The organism is Marinobacter sp. KM021, assembly GCF_050707965.1.
Classification (GTDB): Bacteria; Pseudomonadota; Gammaproteobacteria; order Pseudomonadales; family Oleiphilaceae; genus Marinobacter; species Marinobacter shengliensis.
In genome coordinates, this window is sequence record NZ_CP136129.1 from 3,277,484 (window position 1) to 3,296,858 (window position 19,375).

The window sequence follows — 19,375 nt, forward strand, 5'->3', positions numbered from 1 at the left end:
ACATCCTTGCTTGCATTATTAACGGCTTAGCTTTGAGCTCGATCCTGCGTCAGCAATCTGTCCTGAAGATCCCGAATCACCCTCAACACCCGACTCATTTCCTGCTGGGTTTTCAGGTCCAGGTCCAGCTTGCCATCCATGGTTTTCACCAGTGGCACAATGGATTCCTCGAAGATCCTCGCAAACGCCATCAGGGCATCGCCCACCTGGGGTGGACTGTCCAGGTTGACCGTGACCGCCGGGTTGAGCTGCACCGATTGCAGGCCCTCGGTGAGGCCGGTTTCCAGGGAGCGGGACAACTGGCTCAAGGCCTTGTCGAGATCTGGTTCGGACTCCCTTCGGCTGTCCATTCCGGCCACCAATTGCTGTCCCAACTGCTGCATGTGCTCGGAAATCAGGCCCAGCTGGCGCACTACTTTCACGCCGGTTTCTTCATCACCACCGGCCTGTTGGCGGCGGCGGTATTCTTCGCAGATCGACTGCCAGCGGGCGGCTTCTGCCTCGCTCAGGGTGCCGCGCATCTGTTTGAGTTTCAGCAGGTTTTCTTCCGCGCCCTGGGTCAGCAGCTGGGATTCACCCTGGTAGTGGTCATCAATCAGGGCTTCCAGTTCCTCCTCACTCATGATCGGCGACAGCTTCTCTGCCAGCTTGTTCATGTTCCGGTAACTGCCCTGCAGCTTGAACGTCGGCTCGGTGCGATAGGCCTCGGCCTGGGCACTGGAGGCTATGTAGGCCTGATTCACTCGCAGCACGGTTTCCCGCACCCGGATCATTTTTTTCAGCAGGGAGACAATTTCGTCCCGCTCGGCGGCGCTGTAATCGTGTTCAAAATCGGAGTCCGCCACCGACTTGCCTTCGGCCAGGTCGGCAAAGCGGTAGAAATCCGCCATGCCACGGGTAGCCAGGGGCGCCAGCACCGGGTTGGAACTCAGGCTGTTCTCGATGTAGGACAGTGCAAAGGCGTGCTCCATACCTGAGAGCACGTCACCCAGGTTGTAGATATCAGCCCGGTTGGCGAGCATGTCGGGCACTTTGAACACTTCACCGCTCTCGGTGTAGGGGTTACCGGCCATGACCACACAGAAGCGTTTACCGCGCATGTCGTAGGTGCGGGTGCGGCCGCGCCAGACCCCCTCAATGCGTCGGGTGCCGTCACACAGGGAGATGAACTTCTGCAGGAACTCCGGATGGGTGTGCTGGATATCATCCAGATACAGCATCACGTTGTTACCCATTTCCAGGGCCAGGTTGAGTTTGATCAGCTCTGCCTCGGCGGTGGAGTGCGGCGCTTTTTCCGGGTCCAGCGAGGTGACGTCGTGGCCCAGGCTCGGGCAGTTGATCTTCATGAAGATCAGGCCCAGGCGGTTTGCCACGTATTCCATCAGGGTGGTCTTGCCGTAGCCGGGTGGCGAAATCATCATCAACAGGCCGGACTGGTCTGTGCGCCGGTCTTCACCGGCGGTGCCCATCTGCTTGGCGAGGTTGTCGCCGATGATCGGCAGATAGCTTTCGCTGATCAGTTTGTTGCGCACAAAAGACGACAGCGGCCGGGGCCGGAACTCCTCAAGGCGCAGCTGATCGCGCCAGCTCTCCAGGACTTTGTGGCGAACTTCCTGCAATTGCTGCCAGCCGGGAATGATTTCCTGGCGGTGGTAGCGCAAGCGCTCATCGAACTCGTCCAGCTGCAGGCTCAGGATGCGCTCGTTGATGCGACTGTGCTGGCCCAGCAGGCCTTCCACATGAAAGGCCAACTCAACGCTGCGAACGCCAGTCTTGATGGCATCGCCCACATTGAGGACGGCCACCACTTCCGGCAGGTAATGCATCAGGTGTTGCTGGTCGGTTTTGCCCATCCAGGCCTTCAGCCAATGCTGGGCAATGGTCCAGCGAGCCGCCGGCTGGCCGCTCACCACATCCAGTGCTTGCTGGTACTGCGCAAACTGGTTATCCCGTTTCAGGGATTCGGTGAAACCGGCCGCCAGCTCACCCGCATAACGGGTGATATCAAACTGCTCGTTTTCCTCCGCCAGCTGCTGCACTAAATACTGGGCCGCCGACTCAATCAGGGTACGCTCGGCACTGCCTTTTTCCGCCAGCGCCAGCTGATGATGGGCGACAAACTCCGACAACTGCGGAGCAAGTTCCTGCTCCAGGGAGTACAACAATTCGTTCGACTGCATCATCCGGCTGAGAATACCGGCAGACAGGCAGCGTGAACGCAACTGTTGTGCCGCCAGATCCTGCCGGGCCACCTCGGCCCAGTACAGCATGGCGAGGGCACGGGCCTTGGGGCTGAATCGAAGCAATCCCGCGCTCTGGATAGCCGGCCAGAGGGTACTGACGATCAAAGCGGCATCGTGGTCGTGAATGCCTTTTTCATAGCCCTCACGGTAGCGGGGGGAGGCGAATTTACGGATGTAGTCGGTCAGCTCATTCAGATCGGCCACGTTGACGGGCAGATCAGATGCCTGCCGGAATTCCTCGATCACCAGTGCCGCAAGGTACTCGGCCCGGTAGACCCTGTCTGACTCCGACGGCTGGCTCATATTCCAGTAGCCGCGCAGGCGGTCCAGCTCTGGCTCGTCCAGGCGCTCGTAATACTGGGTGCCGGTCAGGTGCAGCAGCACGTGGTCGTCTCGCGGGATCAGCGTCAGGTCCAGCTCCTGCTGGTTAACGCTGAACCGGTGCTTGCCCAAACGGATGACCGCGCCGCCGTCTTCAAAGATATCGGCTTTATCGCGAACACTTCTGAGCGCGGTGTCCTGGGCGGCCTTGAGCTGCCCCAGGCAGTCATCCGCTTCCATGGCCGCGCCCAGCTCCCGCAGCTCTTTGGCCATGCTGCGCAGGCGCGCCACCATGGCATCGGAGGCGAAGAAGGCGTGCAGTTCTTCCGGGCTGGCGAACCGCTCGGTCCGCCGGGTGACGTTCCGGAGTATGCGTTCGGCGGCATCGGTGAGTGTCGTTACCCGGCGCTGCTGCTGATCCTGCAGTTGCTGGCGCCGGGCCTCAATGCTTTCGTGGGCGTTCTCACGCTGCTCCAGAATGGCGGCAAGAAACTCATCGTATTCGCCAAACTGGCTTTCCAGTTCCTGCAACTGGTCGAGCATACGGGTCATCAGGCCATCGCATTCCCGCACATCGGTCAGGGAACTCACGCCGTTGGCCAGGCTCTGCTCAAACAACCGCAGCCGGGCGGCAAACTGGGCCCGGGCCTCGGCACTGCCCTGCTCTTTCAAGCGCAGTTCCGCTTCCGAACGCTGCTGGTTGATGGTGGCGTAGATGCCGGAGATGTTATCGGTGATGGCGGTTTCCAGCGCGGCATCGTCACCGGCCATGGACGCCAGCATGCCCTGAATCATATCCAGCCCGGAAGTCAGCTCCCGGTAGCGGTCTACAATCTTGCGCAGGGCATCCCGGGTGTCGGCCTCGGCCAGGTCGGTCTGCAATTCGGTCAGGGTCTTGCGGTAGCCATCCAGCGCCTCCGCTGAGGCCAGAAAACGGAAGGTTCGCTCCGTCAGCCGCTCCTCAGCGTCGGCCAGATCACTTTCCAGTGTTTCGATACGGGCTTTATCGGCATACCGCCGATCATTCAGGGTGCGCACCCGCCCCCGATGTTCGCGCAGGCGGGCCAAGTAACTGACAAACTGATCCGGCGCTTTCCAGCTGTCCGGCTTCAGGTCTCGCATCAAAATGCCCTGAGCCTCAGCCACATCATTAATGGCGGTTTCCGTCTGCGCCCGGATGCTCTGAACTTTCTCATACTCATCCAGTACCAGTTCCGCAGTGCCACGGATGGTTGTCAGGTGCTGATGAAGCCCAGAGAACAGAACCTCTTCCTGCCTGCCAGACAGCCAGAAGAACTGGTCGAGCACCCGGTCAACGGTGCGAATCAGGCTGGTGAAGTGGCGCTCACTGGCGCTGGAGGAGTCCACCAGCGTCACTACCGTGTTTAATTCGGCAATGCCCCGGACCAGTTCCGGATTGCCAATCCGAGCCAGTTCCGAATCGTTTGCCACGCTGGCCTGGGCATGGAAGCTCTCGGAGGTAAACGGGGTTTCCCATACCTGCAGCGGGTGCACCAGGGTCGGTTCGTTATCGGCATTGAAGACCACCAGATGACCGTTTTCGAACAGTGCGAAGCCATGGCCAATCAGGGGCACATCCGCCTGTTTCCGAATCAGGTTGTAGCTGAACAGTATCACCTGCCCGGTGAGTTGCTCGTAGAACACATACAGCATGTCCTCACCGTTCGGTGAGCGCAGGGTGCGCTTGAGCCGGAAATCCCCTTCCGGAATCTGGAAGGTTTTCAGCTCACCGGTGGTGAGGTAATAGCCGGAGGGGAATATGAGGCCATGATTGTCCGGCAACGACGCCACCGAACCAGCCATGGCATCCACCCGTTCAACCTTGCGCTGGGTGCGATTGAACAGATAGTAGCGCCAGTGTTTTTCATTGAACGGCAGAATCCGCACCAGCAGAATCTCGCCAAGGTCGGCGTAGTCGAAACTGGCGTCGTCCAGGGACTGGGAGTCAGACTCGACCGCGTCCTGATAGATGCCCTCGCCGGTGGCGGTGTTGTTCTCCACCTTGAAGGTGATGTTGCCCCGCAGGTTGTCAACAAACAGGGTGTCGGCAATGTTCAGATGCGGCGAACGGCCCTGTACCTGGCTGTCACGGCCAACGGTTTTCCAGGGGAAGCTGAAACGGTCCGGGAAGGTCAGGTCGCGCTCGCCCCGGTTGTCCACGTATCGGTTTACGTTGCCATCCGGCTTCAGTTCCCAGCGGAACACCCTCAGGTCGTCCAGCTTGTCACCAATACGGAACGCCATCAGCAACATGCCCTTGAGGATGACCAGCTGAGACAGGGTGGCGGTGTTGTAGTACTGCTGCAGTTCCCGGAAGTCTGTGGCAAAGCGGGCATCGGTCAGGAAGGAGCCTTCGATGGCGGCTTCGGTCATTTCGAAACCGCTGTCGCCGTCATTCAGGTGGTACAGCCGGAACACATCCTCAACCGCCAGGGACTTGCGCAAGCCAAGCTGGAGATTGAAGCCAAACAGCAGTTTGTCCCCAAGACGAACCACATCCCGTGCAATGGCATTGTTTTCGGTTCTGACCCGGGCCCGGCCAAGTACGTTCATGCCGGCACTGCCGAAAACCTCTTCCCGGGCCTGATTCAACCCGGACACCTGCTCCCGGAGCTGTCCGCCCTGCTCTTTCAGCCGCCGCTGGATGGTTTCGAAGGCAGAGCCTTCCTGAACAATGCTTTCAAGGCCGGTGCGATCCGTCGACATACCAAATCATCCTGAACTGAAGGGAAATCGGAATGGGAACAGCGACCGCCGGTGCTTGGACCGGCGGTCGCTGGGGCTTCAGGCGGTTTCCGAAGTCCGGCTGGACTTCTCACCGGAAACCCGTCCGGCGATGCCGGCCAGGGCTGCCTGCAGCGAGGGCGACTTATCCAGAACGCCCTGCACACTCTTGCCGTAACCCAGCCCCTGGGCAAACTTCTCGAAGATGCCGCCGTCGCCGCCAATCATTTCAAACTTGGCGTCTTTCAGGGCCGCCGCCATCACGCGACCATTTTCCAGCAGGCCGGTCTTCTGGGCTTCGATCTGCGCCATCACTTCCTTCTCATGAACTTCCAGGTTCATGCGGAATTCTTCGAAGTGACGAGCCTCTTCAGACATGTTGTCGTAGGCCTTCAGCTTCTCGACCAGGCCAGACGCTTCGGCCTTGGCCATGGCTTCGCGGGCATCGGCCTTGGCCAGACCCATACGCTGCTCGCCTTCGGCATCCGCCAGCACCATGGCTTTGCGGGCATCCGCTTTGGCCAGACCCAGCTTCTCTTCACCCATGGCTTCGGTTTCAAGGCGCTGCTCCAGCACCCGCACTTCAGCCAGGCCAGCTTCTTCGTCAGCCTTCGCCGTGGCCGATTTAACTTCGGCACGGGCCAGACCATCCGCACGGATCGCAGTTGCCTGAGCTTCCTTGACCTGGGCATCGGCCAGGCCATCGGCCGCTGCCATGGCCTGACGACCACGGGCCAGCTTCTCATCCGAAACCGACTTCTTCTCGGCGGCATCCAGGTCTGCCTGGGCTTTGACTCGAACCTGTTCAGCTTCAAACTTGGAACGTTCGAAGGCGGCTTCCGCAGCTTTCACGTCCATCAACTTAAGCTCTTCGGCATCCGCTTCAGCAGCTACCACTTTCTTGACCTTCAGGCGCTCGGCTTCAGAACGGTTGCGCACATCCTTGATGTTCTCTTCTTCTTCCGCCACGTTGCGCTCAACCGCAATACGCTGACTGGTGATGTCGGCAATTTCCTTACGCTCGCCTTCCAGCGCCTTCTCCATGCCGATGCGCTCGATCTCTACGGCGCGCTCACGGTTTACATCTTCCAGCTCACGGGCCTGGCGAATGCGCACTTCCTCAATCTGCACCGCACGCTCACGGGCCTTCATGGCCATCTCGATCTGGCGCTGTTTGTTTTCTTCAGCAATCGCCAGCTCTTCATCGGTCTTGATGCGGGCGGCTTCAGCACGGGCACGCTCTTGCTCACGTACCTGCTCGGTTTCCGAGGTTTCACGGGCCTGCAGGGTTTCAATTTCACGGCGCTGACGGGCTTCTGCGTCGGCCTGACTACGCTCCAACTCCAACGATGCTTCACGGGCGGAGACGTTCTTGCGCTGGATTTCCAGCTCCTGATCACGCTCCAGGCGGTTGGTTTCTACGTTGTGCAGTGCGGTAATTTCGGTGATGCGCTTGATGCCTTCGGAATCCAGAATGTTGTTTGGATCCAGAGAGGTTTTCGGTGTTTGCTCCAGGTAATCGATGGCCACGTCTTCGAGGATATAGCCATTCAGATCTTCGCCGATGGTCTCAACAATCGAATCCCGGAACCGCTGCCGCTCTTCGAACAGCTGCATGAACTCCATTTTCTTACCAACGGTTTTCAGCGCTTCACTGAACTTGGCATTGAACAGTTCGTTGACCGCATCGCGGTCAGAAGCACGGCCAACACCTACCGACTTGGCAACCCGCAGCACATCTTCTGCGGTTTCATTGACCCGCAGGTAGAAAGCAACGGTGATATCCGCCCGCAGGTTGTCCTTACAGATCAACCCTTCCTTACCGGTGCGGTTCAGCTCCAGGGTAATGACCGAGATTTTCATGGTCTCGGAACGGTGAATAACCGGCAGCACCATGGCCCCGGTGAAGTACACCTTCGGGGTGGGCGACAGATCGTTCACGATCAGGGCCTGGCCCTGATCAACCTTGCGATAGAAAGCCTTGAACAGGGCCAGAATGCCCAGTATCAACAAGACCAGAACGCCGACAGTCATGAAGACCGGGATGATCCAAGATAAATCCATTTACGCTTTCTCCTGAGCTGATTGGAAGGACGCTTGTGCAGGGTTAACCGGCGGAACCGCCGGACAGAAACTCAGATTCCGGTACCACCCACCAGGCGTTGGCGTCCGGAATGTGTTCAATAAGAATGGCCCGTTCCCGATGGGACAACGGGGAATGGCTGCGCACCTGCAACACCAGGTGAGCACCGTCCAGATGGGCTTCTGCCCGCCCGGATGTTTCAGAAACCGAGGAGGAAATCACCACGCAGGGTGTGCCGATAATGCGTTTTTGCAGAGGCGGCAGATAGGCACGGCGAAACAGGGGCCGAAGGGGGCGAACGACAATGGACGTGACCAACAGGCCGGCAACCAGGGCTGTGAACAGCACCGCCAGCGCGTACAACCAATGCAGAATGCCCGACGGCACCAGTGCGCCCAAGGCCAGATCAATGAAATAACTGGTCAACCAGCCAGCCAGGAACAACAGGGTGAGCACCAGCGGCAGGGGCACACCTTGCAAGCCGAGAGTCACCATCAAACCACTGAAATCACCAGCAACATCAAGATCACCCTCGGCGTCTACATCACCCATACCAGAGAGGGAAATCAGCCAGTAAATAATGGCCACGCAAAGCAGTACGGAGAAAACCACCGTCGGGAAGGAGAACGCAACTGCGAAGAATGTTTCCATACGCGACCAGACATCCGTTCCGGTAAATCCAAGGGGTGACAGTTCATGTCAACAATTAGGCGTTGTTTATAACGCAAACAAACTATTTCTTGCAAATATTTAATTGCGGAGTATAGACTCGGATTATTGACATAAAATGTCAAGCGACAGGACAAGGTTCGTCCGGATCGGCCGAACCGATTCAATGCCACAGGAAGGAGCTATTCGTGGACACTCAATCCCTCACCCTGGCCTTGGGTGATGCTACCCATGCAGGCCGTACCTTTGATGTGATGCCCGTAGCCGGTGACGAGCCGGTACTGCAAGTGGTCGTTTCCGGCGCTGAAGAAACGCCGGTGTACGTTACCGTAACCGACACCCAGATTCTGTGCCTTGCGTACCTTTTTGACGAACAGGAACTGAACCCGGAACGCCTGAACGAGCTGCATGAAAACATGCTCCGCCTAAGCGTACCCATGCCCCTCAGCGCACTGGGAAGAACCGGCGATCATTACGTGGTGTATGGCGCCTTGAGCCCCACCTCCGGTACGACCGAAATCATGCAGGAACTGGTCACGCTCGCCGAGAATGCCATCGACCTGTTACAGACTTTTGAAGACTACCTGGCTTGAGTGAGGGCTGAACCATGAGAACCGTACTGAAGAAAATCCTGACCGCCATGCGCGGTGGCGTTAACGAACTGGGTGAAGCCGTTGTGGATGGCCAGGGCAACCGCATTCTGGAACAGGAACTGCGAGACGCCGAACAGGAACTGAAACAGGCCAAGCAGGAACTGGCTGCCCTGATGGCCGAATCCGCATCGCTGGCCCGGCAGATCCGCGTTGAGCAGGACAGCGCCAGCAAACGCGAACAGGACGCCAGCAAAGCCCTGGCCGCCGGCCAGGAAGACCTGGCCCGGGAAGTGGCAGAACGCATTGTGGGCCACGAACGCCGCGCTGGGGAACTGACCCAGACCCGCGAATTGCTGCAACAGCGCATCAGCGGCCTGAAAGAGCGCGTACAACGGGCAGAAAAGCAGTTGGCTGACTACCGCCGGGAACTGCAGGTGGTGAAAACCAACGAGCGGGTGCTGCGCACCACCGCCCAGATCGACACCAATATCAACAGCAACCAGTCTTCCCTGAGCACCGCCAAGGAAACACTGGAGCGCATCCGTGACCGCCAGGCCCGGGAAGAAGACCGGCAAAACGCCAGCGCTACGCTTGAGAAAGAACTCACCGGGGCCGACCTGGATGAGAAACTGAAAGCGGCTGGCATTGATAGCGAGCAAGACGCGGTAAACGATGTCCTTGCCCGTCTGAAAGGCAACCAGGCTCAGTAACACTTTGCGCGCCCCCAACACGGGGGCGCCTATCCAGGCTAAGCCAATGGCAAAGAAACCGGATTGGTCAAAAGAAGAACAAGCGGTTCAGGCGGTGCAACTGGCCTTTGATCTCTCCAACGACATCCAGCGCGCCTTCCGGGTGTCTGCGGCCCTGCAGGACATGACCACCGCTGATATGGTGCGCAAAGTCCTGCAACTGCCCTACCGTAAGAATCGCACCAGGCCCCGGCTGACCATCACCCTGCGGGATGAGGATTTTGAGGTACTGGCAAAGAAGTACGAGCTTGATCCCAACGACCGCGCCGCGATTCGGCAGCGGGTGGCGGGGGAGTTGCAGGCGTTTGCCAGGCACTATCTGGCGGAATCCGACCAGTAATCACAGGAAGTATCCAGGGAAAGGAAGTTATGCCCAGAATTCGACATCAACGTTGCCCAGCCTGCAAAACCGACAGCCTCGCTGCCACCAGCAACCCGTCCATACTGGACTGCCGGCAATGCCATGGCCTGTGGTTTGAAGACGGCGCTCTGAACCACGCCATCGCCCATCAGCACGACTGCATTGATGACTACGACCATGAACTCCACCTCGGGCCTGCTTTGCGCCCCAGCGATCGCCAGTGCCGCCGCTGCCAGGTGCCGATGGTTCATTACCAGCTGTTGGAACACTACACCACCGAAATCGATTGCTGCCCCGAGTGCGACGGTGTCTGGCTCGATAAGCATGAGATTGATCAGGTGATGCACTCACCAAAGCTAAAGCAGGCGCTGACCGATCTGAACAAAAAAGTCACCTGGAAGTCTTGGCTGTTCCAGTTCCTCACATCCATGCCCGTGGAATACAACGTGCAGCCACATCGCACGCCCTGGGTTACCCGCTCGCTGATTGCGCTGTGCAGCCTGATTTTTGTGGCGGGGATGTTCGCTCCGGCCACCAACGAATGGATATTCGTCAATCTGGGGCTGAACTCAGACACCCAAAGCCCCGCGCACTTCGTGCTCCAACTGCTCACCTACCAGTTTGTTCATGGTGGGCTGATGCACCTGGTGGGCAACATGTATTTTCTCTGGATTATCGGCGACAACCTGGAGGATGCACTCGGCCATGGCGCCTTTCTCGCAATCTACCTGTTTGCCGGCGTGATGGCAGCCCTCGCTGAGCTCATGCTCTTCGACACCGCCCAAGGGCCACTGCTGCTGGTGGGAGCTAGCGGCTCCATCGCCGCGCTGTTCGGGCTTTACCTGCTGTGGTTCCGCCACGCCAGCCTGACCTTCATGATCATCGTGTACCAGAAGAAACTGGCACCTCACTGGTACTTCCTGATCTGGAGCCTGATTAACCTTTTCGGCATGTTTACCGCCCAGGGCGGCGTAGCCTGGGCAGCTCATCTTGGTGGCTTTGCCCTGGGGCTGTTATTGGGGTATCTGATGCGGGATTACGTGCTCAGGAAGAATCCGCTGATTGCGCTGTTGAATCAGCCGGAGGCGGTTTTGCGACGGTAAATACCGCCGCATGCGCTCACTGGATGCTGACCAAGATCACCAGCCCGGTCAGGCGATGCGATAAAAACGAGATGGCCCTGAACTTCGACCAGTGCGGGCGTCTAGTCACCCTCCTCAGTCTCAGAGAAAACAGCATAGAAGATAAGTCGCTGCCAACGTCGCACCAGAGCAATGCAGTCTTTGCTGGCGACGACTTATCCAGTTTCCTCAATACTTACAACTGATTGTTCGTCCATGACGTAATTTTTCCTTGGCTCCCTAAAAAACACAGCCCCACTCAGTGGGGCCGTCATTCAAGCTGCGTTGATTTTTCGCTCAATTTCCTGCAAGCGGCGGCGCATGGCGTCATCCACCTCTTCCGGTTTGATCCTGGAAATGATGTTCCGAAGTACCCGGATTTCGTTCTCATCAATCACACCATCGCGCTCGGCGATACGAACGATTGATCCTAGTTCTTCGGCATCCAACTTGCCGTCATCGGCAAAGCACTGGATTGACATGAATGACATTTCGAGATGATCGCGACTTCCTGACATGGTTTTCTCCTTGTGGTTACACGTTGTTGATGGTTGACGATTATGGACGAGTGTAATTTCAGAGTGGTGGAGGCATGACAAGGTGCTGTCATCTCCGTCACTGGAATACGGTGAAGCGAGTATTCATGAAGCGTATTGCAACTTTTCCGCCATCACATTGCGACGCTGGGCGGTGTCAATGATGGTGACTTCGGTGAACATCCGATCCACGTGCTTCTTGAAGGTTTCATCGTCCATGTCCCGCCAGTATCGCGCTGGCCGGCTCGTCTTCAGGTCATGCTCTGCCGTGGCCGGGTCCAGCGGGCGGTATCGCTCAAGCAAGGGAAGCTCCGGCAGGGGCTTGGTGATATCCATGTAATTCTGGATAAAGTCCCAGTAGGCGTAGCACATGGTGGCGCTGCCGTGGGCTCCAAGGATATCGCCAACGGTGACGTCCAGCTTGCTATACCGGTGAGACAGCACCAGATCAAACAGAGTGCCGAAACGATCTACCCGGGCGCAGCACCAGGCATCAAATTCGTAGAAAGGTTTTTCGATCACGACCGGAGGCTTTCGGGGCACGAACGGGGGTTTCCGAGAATATTGCCAGACCTTGATCATGCCGGTGCGGCGGTTGAATTCCCATTCGGGGCCTCGGCCGTTTTGGTGGAGCCATTTGGGGAAAATACGGAAGACTATATCTATGCTAAGCATGAGAACCCAGCCCCCAAAAAACAGGACAAGCTGGGGTAAACCCAAACTATGAAAATATTCGAAATAGCCCCTATCCGAGGGGGTAAACAAGGGAGACATTAGCACCAAGACTATCGCGTACATCGGAGAGACTATGTAAGCCCAGAGCTTTCCGAAAACATATATCCCATCTAGAAGACGCGTATGCAAAGCAAGTGGCGCGTGCCGGAAACACTCGTGGCTATTCTCTACATACAGCCCGAGCTTATCCGCCAGATCCTCCTTTCTCTCCAGCTTACGCAGCTTCTTCGGTGGGTTTGACGACAGAAATGTCGGCGGCACCACCTCACGGGTACCACCCCATGGCAGTCGCAGACTGGCGGACCGATCCAGTCCTGTCCGGTTCAATTCCTCTACCTGATTCTTCTGAGGAGGAATAACATCAGAACGGTAAGCAAATTGACCATAGTAATCACCGGCGCAAGCAGCGTTGGATAAATTATTCAACATTTTCCTGAACTCTCTGACTGTACCAGAACGGCTGGTTGTTTCGATTGAACTCAGGTTTGCTATGGGAATCGTTATCCTTGTTAAAGGACAAAGAATCCTCGGGAGGCGGGGCCGGGAAAACCATCAACAAACCACCAGGTGTTTTACTCGCCTGAATCTGCACTTTAGCCTGCCAACGATAGGTCTTTGTTTCCCATACATCACCCTCCCAGAACCAGCTGTCGAGCTGCCGTCGCTCGTTGGCGGGAGCATTAAGGTAGACGTGCGCTCCTGTTTCAGACTGCTCCGTCAACAGTCGATACTGTTCCACATCGTCTCCAGCTATCTTATTTACGCGGACCTGGCCTCTTCCTCTGGTAACCGCAATCGTTTCAAAAAGTTGGAGCTTGACGATAACTTTGGAAAACATCCCAGAACTGAACAACCCAGGAATAGCACTTTCGATTACCAAGCGTTCACCGGAATTTGACAGCGCAAGCGTCCTTCCATCAGGTTCAACTTCTTCTGACGACAGGGCCTCACGGGCAGCCAGACGTAAAGGGTTGTACTCTAGTCGGACTGAGACGCCCATCAAAAGGCTGATCAATCGATAGTATGCTTCCTCCGGCTCTTTTAGAAAGGGCTTTTCATTCAATGGTCCGAAAGGTCCGTGCCTCATCCAGATATCCAGAGGCTCATCACTAAAGGCCAATACAGTGGCTAGACCTGCCACCGCAAGTACCACACCGGCAACCAGCCAGCCTTTTGGTCCAAGCACCAGCAACAGAGCCGGCTTACCCACCAGGCTGGCAAAGCCAAACGCCACACCACTTCCGGCGAGAAGACCATAGCCAATCGCCGCCCCCGTATTGCCCATACGGTATTCGTAGTAGGCATCAAATCCAGCATCCAATGCCATCAAAAACCCGGCCGCTGCACCCAAGCCGCTTCTTATCGTTAGTGATGTCCCGAGAAGGCGAGAGAATATCTGACCAGCCTTTCCCGGCAATTCTAAGGAAAGAATCTTGGATGGTCCCATTACCCAACGTTCACTGATCGCCGCGCCGGCCGCTATCAAATCGACCCCAGCGCTTAGCATCCGAACATCTGCGCTAATAGCGCCTTTGACTCGAGCTTCCTGTGCACGGACGACCCAAACACTCGAACTGTTATGAAGCTCCATCAAGCCAACAAACACTGGAAAAACCGGCTTGTTCAGCACTCGGTACAGTCGGCTGGATCTTTTACTGCTGATCTCGGCCTGATCAACCCGGTTAGCAGCATCATTCGCTGCTTCAAGTTCACTTACATATTGCTCTCTTCCATTAACCCGCGCGCTATCTCGTTCAAACGCTTTCAGTTCTCTCTCCGCGGTGTCCAACTCCTGCTTCGCAGCATCTAGTTTTCGCGCAGCTATCGCGGCAGCAGCTGCAGGGGTGTTCGGTGCGTTATCCAGTGCCCCTTCCAGAGCTTCCAACGCATGCACTGCCTCTCGAAACCGGGATTCTGCAGCAGAGATCTCCTCCAACGCTCTGGCAATTGCTTCGGTTTTCGGGATAACCAACACATAAACATCATCCGCAACGTCTGAAGCAATACCGGCTGCGCTGCTCCGCTTCTTATTGGTGGACGCCTGAACTTCCTGATCAGCCCCCTGCTGAACAAAGTCCCCGAACAACGCGATATCCCGTTGATTAGTGAACTGCCTTAGCCGGCTCTTGCTGATCTCAATAACCAGATAATCCTTCTGCAACGCCTTGGAAAAACGTTTAAGTTCCATCTTCCCGAGCAAACCTGGTAGAGAGCGGCGCAACTGTTCGATTGATCCGGAGTAGAGCTTCATCCGGCCGAGAATCGCTGTTTTTGCAATTGCTTGCTGTTGTAGCATTAACCCTTGGTAACGGGTTTCCATCTGGCTCAGTCGGTTCCGAATATCCGCAAGCTCTGCTTCCTTACCTCTGAGGTTATCTAACCTTCGCTCAACGGCCCAACGCCGGTTTTCAAGTTCGGTCTTTTGCGTCCGAAGGGTTTCAAGTTCTTCGCGAATATCTGCAAGTTCACTATTTCGGGCCTGAATCGCATGACTTGCATGATGGATGGCAGCCCACATATTGCCGTGAACGCTCATCAGTACCTGGCTACCAAGTCGCATGCCAGTCGTTAAAACTGTTTCGTAGGCACCTGCAGCAGCCTCAACGGCAAGCTCAAGCCCGTCCATGGTTTTGAGATCGTCGATGTCTGGCAAGTCCATCTCAGCCATTGCGGCCAGATCCGTCTCCCGGAACCTGCCGTTGCCGTGATTGGGCTTAGGTTCAGCGGGCGCCTCATAGGGCTTTTCCAGGTCTTCCGATTGAAAGCGGGGGAACAGCAAGGAATGTAACACCCGGCTGTGACGGCCCTCACACAAGCCTTCAAGCCATCGTTTCCCTTGGCCATCCACGGCCCCTTCAACATCTACGTCGAGAGCATCGCACTCCGCAGGCTCTGTCACCAGATTCATGACCAGAGAAGTCACAAAGTTGAATGCACCTGCATAGTCGTAACTGGAATGGGTGAACAGGTCTGTCAGCACATGATGAGTGCGCTCATCAGATAGCCGCTCTAACAATTCCGTGTGAACGCGATCCAGATATTGCCTGGCCATTGCTCGCTCGGACACGGACAGCGAACGCTCCAGCTCCACCCTGCCATCTCTGTTTACCTCAGACATGTGCTTATGGAGCGGATTTGGCTCAGAGCCGATCAACTCAGGCTCAAGAACTGAGTGGACCAACAATGCAGAATCGAAATAGGGCCTGAACCGGGCCCGCCGTACTGCCGCATTCATGAACCAGGCGGCCACCTGACGACGACGCTGGTTATATCGCAACTGATAAACCGGATCATCCAACCGGATCGCACCAATACCACGAGTCTTGGCATGCTCTGTGCAGTCCGCCACACAAGATTCCGAGCCATCCCAAGAGAATGGCTCCGGCTCGTCCGGCCGGCATTCCTGCAACCGTTCCGCCTCAGCCAGGTTCAGCTCCTGCAGTGTGTTGTGTAAACAATTGGACAACGCCGTCATCTCTGGGCGTTCATCTTCAGCAACCGGATCTTCCGGATCAGGATCCTCTTGCCGCTGGTGCATCGACACTGCAGCCCGCATCGCTGTGTCGTGGTATATCCCGTCCAGATCCAGCAAGTACTTTTCCGGGCGATCAAACTGCCACTCCAGAGCAGGCTTTCTTGGCCTCTGCGGCTCCAAATATTGGGCGAGAAACGCTGTGGTGTTTCCGTTTGACACACTTAGGTTGGAAACGTCCTCTTTCTGATTCGTGTCAAACTGCATCCTGATCAGGTTGCAGCGATTTGAGCGGTCACGATCTGACCGCTCAAGGTGATTCACCCGCTCACCCGGCCACTGTGATTCACTGTACGCTGCTTGCAGGTTCAGCCAGCCACCATCGATCCTGGCTGGCAGCCAGATTTCTTCAAGACCGGTTCCAGTCACGTCGCGATAGCCAGCCCTGAGTTTGCCATCGTCCGCACGGTAGTCAGACAAGGCAACATCGCAGTATCGGGTAACGCCACTTGCATCAATCTGGATCTCCAGTTCCCGCCAAAGCTTTCCTTCGTGAAACAGGTACAGGAATCCAGATCTAGCAAGTACATGGTGAACCGGGTTGCTTCCATGCAACTCAACACCAGAGATCAGCGTGGCGGGAACAACAGGTAAAATCACATGACGTTGCCGCTCGATCTCCCGATCAATGTCAGCTGCTCCTTTCAGGAACGGTACTCGAATCGGGCTGCCATCGGCTTCAATCTCGATCCAGACATTGCGAGTAGGCTGCCCTCGCCAGGGCCAAACGTGAAAAACTGAGTCTTCCAAGGGCTCAATCTGGACCTGGTTTTCCAACCATTCCTGCTGCTCGTAGTTGGTGTCATCAAAGATTCTGAAACTGTGCCCCTCCGGATGATCCCTACCCATCACCTCAATAATCAGTGATTCGCCCTCACAGGCGGGACCACAGCTTCCGGCAACCTGGTTCGAGTTGTTCTCAGACATCCCTGTCATTCCTTGCTTTGTTTAGCGGTGAATTCATTTTCAGGCAGTAACGGTGTTCAATGCCAGCCATTGGCTTTCGTTCAGTGTGGGCACAGGGAACATGTTAAACGGGCTTGGTTTTTCGGTGGTTAGCCAGCGGGCCTCACCGGAATCACCATGCCAGTAAATAACTCGTTCCACTACATCCGCTTGGTCCTGGACCACCGGAGATAGCCGATACCAAACATCCGGGTCATAGAAGCGCAACAGGCCCTGTCGTTGCCCATCGAAGCGTACTTTCAGACGCGCTCTTAACCATTTCGTGACGGACTCGAGCCCTTCTGACGACTCCAGAATCAGGCCCGTTAATCGTCCCTCTTTCAGTCCTTTCAGCGCCCACTGGTATTCAGGGCTACTCTGGTTTGCTTCCAGGACAACGGGGCTTTCAGCCAGGTATTGCTGCCAGTCTGTTTCAGCAAACAGGTGCACCCACTTCGGGTTGTCTGCCTGCGCATACAAAGACCGCACAACCGGTGGATTCTGGCGGGATTCCAACACCAGGTAACGCACTTTGTCAGATGAAGGTTTTGGTAATGCCACGGACCTCTCCCCTCCGATCATGCCGACTGGTTCTTGCCGCACGGGCAGTTACCGAGCGGACAGGAGCCATCAGGTTGTTGCTGGCACTGCTCAACAATGGCCGTTCCTTGCATGCGTGCCTGCTTGAGGCGATGGGCAACGATGGCTTTTGGCTCGGCATCCAGACGTTGATCGACTTCCGCCAACGCCACCGGCGCCACAACCCCGCCTGCAGCCGTCACCAACCCGGGCCGCTCCGGCACCTGCACCTTCTGCCCACTGCCTTTGCCACCAGAACCACCGGCGTTCACCTTGATACTCGCACCACCCAATGCCACGCCGCTGGGGTCGATCTTTACGAAGCTGCCACCGGCTTTGAGGGTGATTTCGGCTCCTGCTTCGATCACCGCTTTCTGACCGGCTTTGATATGCAGCTCGGTGCCCGAGTCACTGAGCCAGGCGGTGCCGGCTTTGAGGTGCAGGGTGCCGGTGACGTTGAAGCTGTGGTCTTTGCCGGTTTGTTCGCGCTTCTCGCCGTCCACGGTGTGGTGGCTGTTGCCTTTGGTGTGGCTGAAGCGGTTGTTCTCCACCGTCAGGTGGCTGTCGTTCTTGATGACTTCGGTGCGGTTGTTTTCGGTCAGCAAGTCCAGGTCTTTCTGGGCGTGAACGTAGATTTGCTCTTGATCAGCTTCGTCTTCAAACCTGAGTTCGTTACTGCCCTCACCCTTGTGGGTCTTGGTTTTCAGAGTGGTTCTTGTTTTGTGTTCCGGCAGCGCGTAGGGCGGTGTGTTGGTGGCGTGGTAAGTCCTTCCAGTGATGATGGGCTGGTCCGGGTCGCCGTCCAGGAAGGAAACTATTACTTCATTGCCGATTCTGGGCAGGGCCATAAAGCCGTATTGGCCGCCGGCCCAACCTTGGGCCACACGCAGCCAGGCGCTGGAGTGTTCGTCGTTTTTCGAATAGCGGTCCCAGGGGAAACGAACTTTCACCCGGCCGTACTGGTCACAGTGGATCTCTTCACCCTCGGGGCCGGTGACGATGGCCATCTGGGGGCCGTCCATCATGGGTTTGTGTTCGCACACTGGCCGCCAGGTTTTGTCGGCCGGGATGGCGGTGAAGTCGTTGTGGTAGCTGGTGGGTTCGCTGCCACCCTCTTCTTCCATGGCCTGGGGCTGTTTGCCGGTGTGGGTGATGGCGGTCAACAGCCATTCCCGGTTCAGGCTCTGGCTGTCGTGTTCCTCAATTCCACTTTGGCGCCGGGGGTGAAGTCCGGGCGGTTGCTTTCGCCCTTGGCCAGGGAGGCGTCGTTTCTCAGGGCGTCCAGTTTGGCCTGGGTGAAGGGCTGGCCACTGGCGTCAGCCTTGTAGCGGCCGGGGTAGTCGTAGTGTTGGTAGTCTTCACGGTGACTTACCTCACCTGCACTGTGCTCGTGCATCAGGGCGTAGGCGGGGTTCTTGAAGGTGTAGTCTTTCATGGCCACGGAGGCGGCTTTGATGCGCTCTTCGTAGGCGAAGCTGAACACGCAGGCCTGTTTGCTGCTGCCGCCGGCCTGGGTGTTGCAGGGCACCGGGTCCAGTTTCGGGGCGTCGCCGTGGTGGTCGGCGATGATTAACGCCGGTTGTTCTTCGCCATCCACGCTGCCGTGCTGGTAACGGTAATGCCAGCCTTCTTCGGCGGCCAGTCGTTCAATGAACTGCAGGTCGCTTTCCCGGTGCTGGACGCAGTATTCCCGTTCTTCAGGGGGGCGTTTGAAGTCGAACACGGTATCAATGATGCCCCGCTCTTCGAGCAAGGTGCGCACGATGGCGTCGGTACTCTGGGTCTGGAAGATGCGGCTGTTGTGCATCAGGCCCAGTCGCCAGACCGGGGGCTGGATGACCACTTCGTAGGCGGTGCGGCGGTGGCCGGTGTTGCCTCGGACGAACTCGTTGACTACGCCGGTAAAGCGCCTTACCGGTTGGCCGTCTTGCCAGACTACCAGGTCCACCGGTTGTTCCAGAACGTCAGCAGCGGCCACATCGGGGTCGGTGCTCGCCAGTTCTAACCGGCCATGAAACAAGGAAGACAGCTGTTCGGACAGCTTAAAGCCAACTACCGAAAAGTGATCTGAGGGGAATTCGCCTACACGGGCGGTGAACTGCAATCCGCTTGCCTGGGGCATGACTTCGGTCCCTGAAGAATGAACATTTCCGTTTCAGCCGG

General features: G+C 57.0%; 11 protein-coding genes and 1 pseudogene. 4 read left to right on the top strand and 8 right to left on the bottom strand.

The window, feature by feature from the left end; genetic code table 11:
* Window positions 1–26 precede the first annotated feature (26 nt).
* From RVM24_RS15385 to RVM24_RS15395, 3 genes are all read right to left on the bottom strand, one after another.
* On the bottom strand, window positions 27–5,291 hold the full coding sequence (locus RVM24_RS15385) for a DNA repair ATPase (RefSeq protein ID WP_431474320.1): 5,265 nt from the start codon (window positions 5,289–5,291) through the stop codon (window positions 27–29).
* Between the two features lie 78 nt (window positions 5,292–5,369).
* Window positions 5,370–7,373, bottom strand: a complete 2,004-nt coding sequence (locus tag RVM24_RS15390) for a flotillin family protein (protein ID WP_286252385.1) — start codon at window positions 7,371–7,373, stop codon at window positions 5,370–5,372.
* A gap of 43 nt (window positions 7,374–7,416) precedes the next feature.
* Window positions 7,417–8,043, bottom strand: coding sequence for a hypothetical protein (locus RVM24_RS15395; RefSeq protein ID WP_058091626.1), 627 nt, complete (start codon window positions 8,041–8,043; stop codon window positions 7,417–7,419).
* Window positions 8,044–8,249: 206 nt separating this feature from the next.
* Here RVM24_RS15395 and RVM24_RS15400 point away from each other — a divergent pair, with 206 nt between their 5' ends.
* From RVM24_RS15400 to RVM24_RS15415, 4 genes are read left to right on the top strand one after another with little or no spacing between them, the layout of a single operon-like run.
* Window positions 8,250–8,654 carry a YjfI family protein gene (locus RVM24_RS15400; RefSeq protein WP_058091627.1) on the top strand — a complete coding sequence of 135 codons (405 nt, stop codon included), beginning with the start codon at window positions 8,250–8,252 and terminating at the stop codon, window positions 8,652–8,654.
* Window positions 8,655–8,668: 14 nt separating this feature from the next.
* Entirely contained in the window at window positions 8,669–9,364 is a 696-nt protein-coding gene (locus RVM24_RS15405; RefSeq protein WP_072676040.1) for a PspA/IM30 family protein, read from the top strand.
* Window positions 9,365–9,410: 46 nt separating this feature from the next.
* Window positions 9,411–9,743, top strand: coding sequence for a hypothetical protein (locus RVM24_RS15410; protein ID WP_431474321.1), 333 nt, complete (start codon window positions 9,411–9,413; stop codon window positions 9,741–9,743).
* A 29-nt stretch (window positions 9,744–9,772) separates the two neighbouring features.
* Window positions 9,773–10,867 carry a rhomboid family intramembrane serine protease gene (locus RVM24_RS15415; protein WP_431474322.1) on the top strand — a complete coding sequence of 365 codons (1,095 nt, stop codon included), beginning with the start codon at window positions 9,773–9,775 and terminating at the stop codon, window positions 10,865–10,867.
* Between the two features lie 293 nt (window positions 10,868–11,160).
* On the opposite strand, the gene RVM24_RS15420 is transcribed toward RVM24_RS15415, so the two are convergent.
* The 5 genes and pseudogenes from RVM24_RS15420 to RVM24_RS15440 all read right to left on the bottom strand — a co-directional run bounded on the left by RVM24_RS15420 (window position 11,161) and on the right by RVM24_RS15440 (window position 19,334).
* Window positions 11,161–11,403, bottom strand: a complete 243-nt coding sequence (locus RVM24_RS15420) for a hypothetical protein (RefSeq protein ID WP_106694067.1) — start codon at window positions 11,401–11,403, stop codon at window positions 11,161–11,163.
* Window positions 11,404–11,526: 123 nt separating this feature from the next.
* On the bottom strand, window positions 11,527–11,964 hold the full coding sequence (locus RVM24_RS15425) for a hypothetical protein (RefSeq protein WP_431474323.1): 438 nt from the start codon (window positions 11,962–11,964) through the stop codon (window positions 11,527–11,529).
* 610 nt (window positions 11,965–12,574) lie between these two features.
* Complete coding sequence (locus RVM24_RS15430) at window positions 12,575–16,615, bottom strand: hypothetical protein (protein ID WP_431474324.1); 4,041 nt, start codon at window positions 16,613–16,615, stop codon at window positions 12,575–12,577.
* Window positions 16,616–16,654: 39 nt separating this feature from the next.
* Window positions 16,655–17,194, bottom strand: a complete 540-nt coding sequence (locus RVM24_RS15435) for a DUF4123 domain-containing protein (RefSeq protein ID WP_431474325.1) — start codon at window positions 17,192–17,194, stop codon at window positions 16,655–16,657.
* 17 nt (window positions 17,195–17,211) lie between these two features.
* Window positions 17,212–19,334 (bottom strand): annotated as a pseudogene (locus RVM24_RS15440) (type VI secretion system Vgr family protein).
* Window positions 19,335–19,375: the final 41 nt, after the last annotated feature.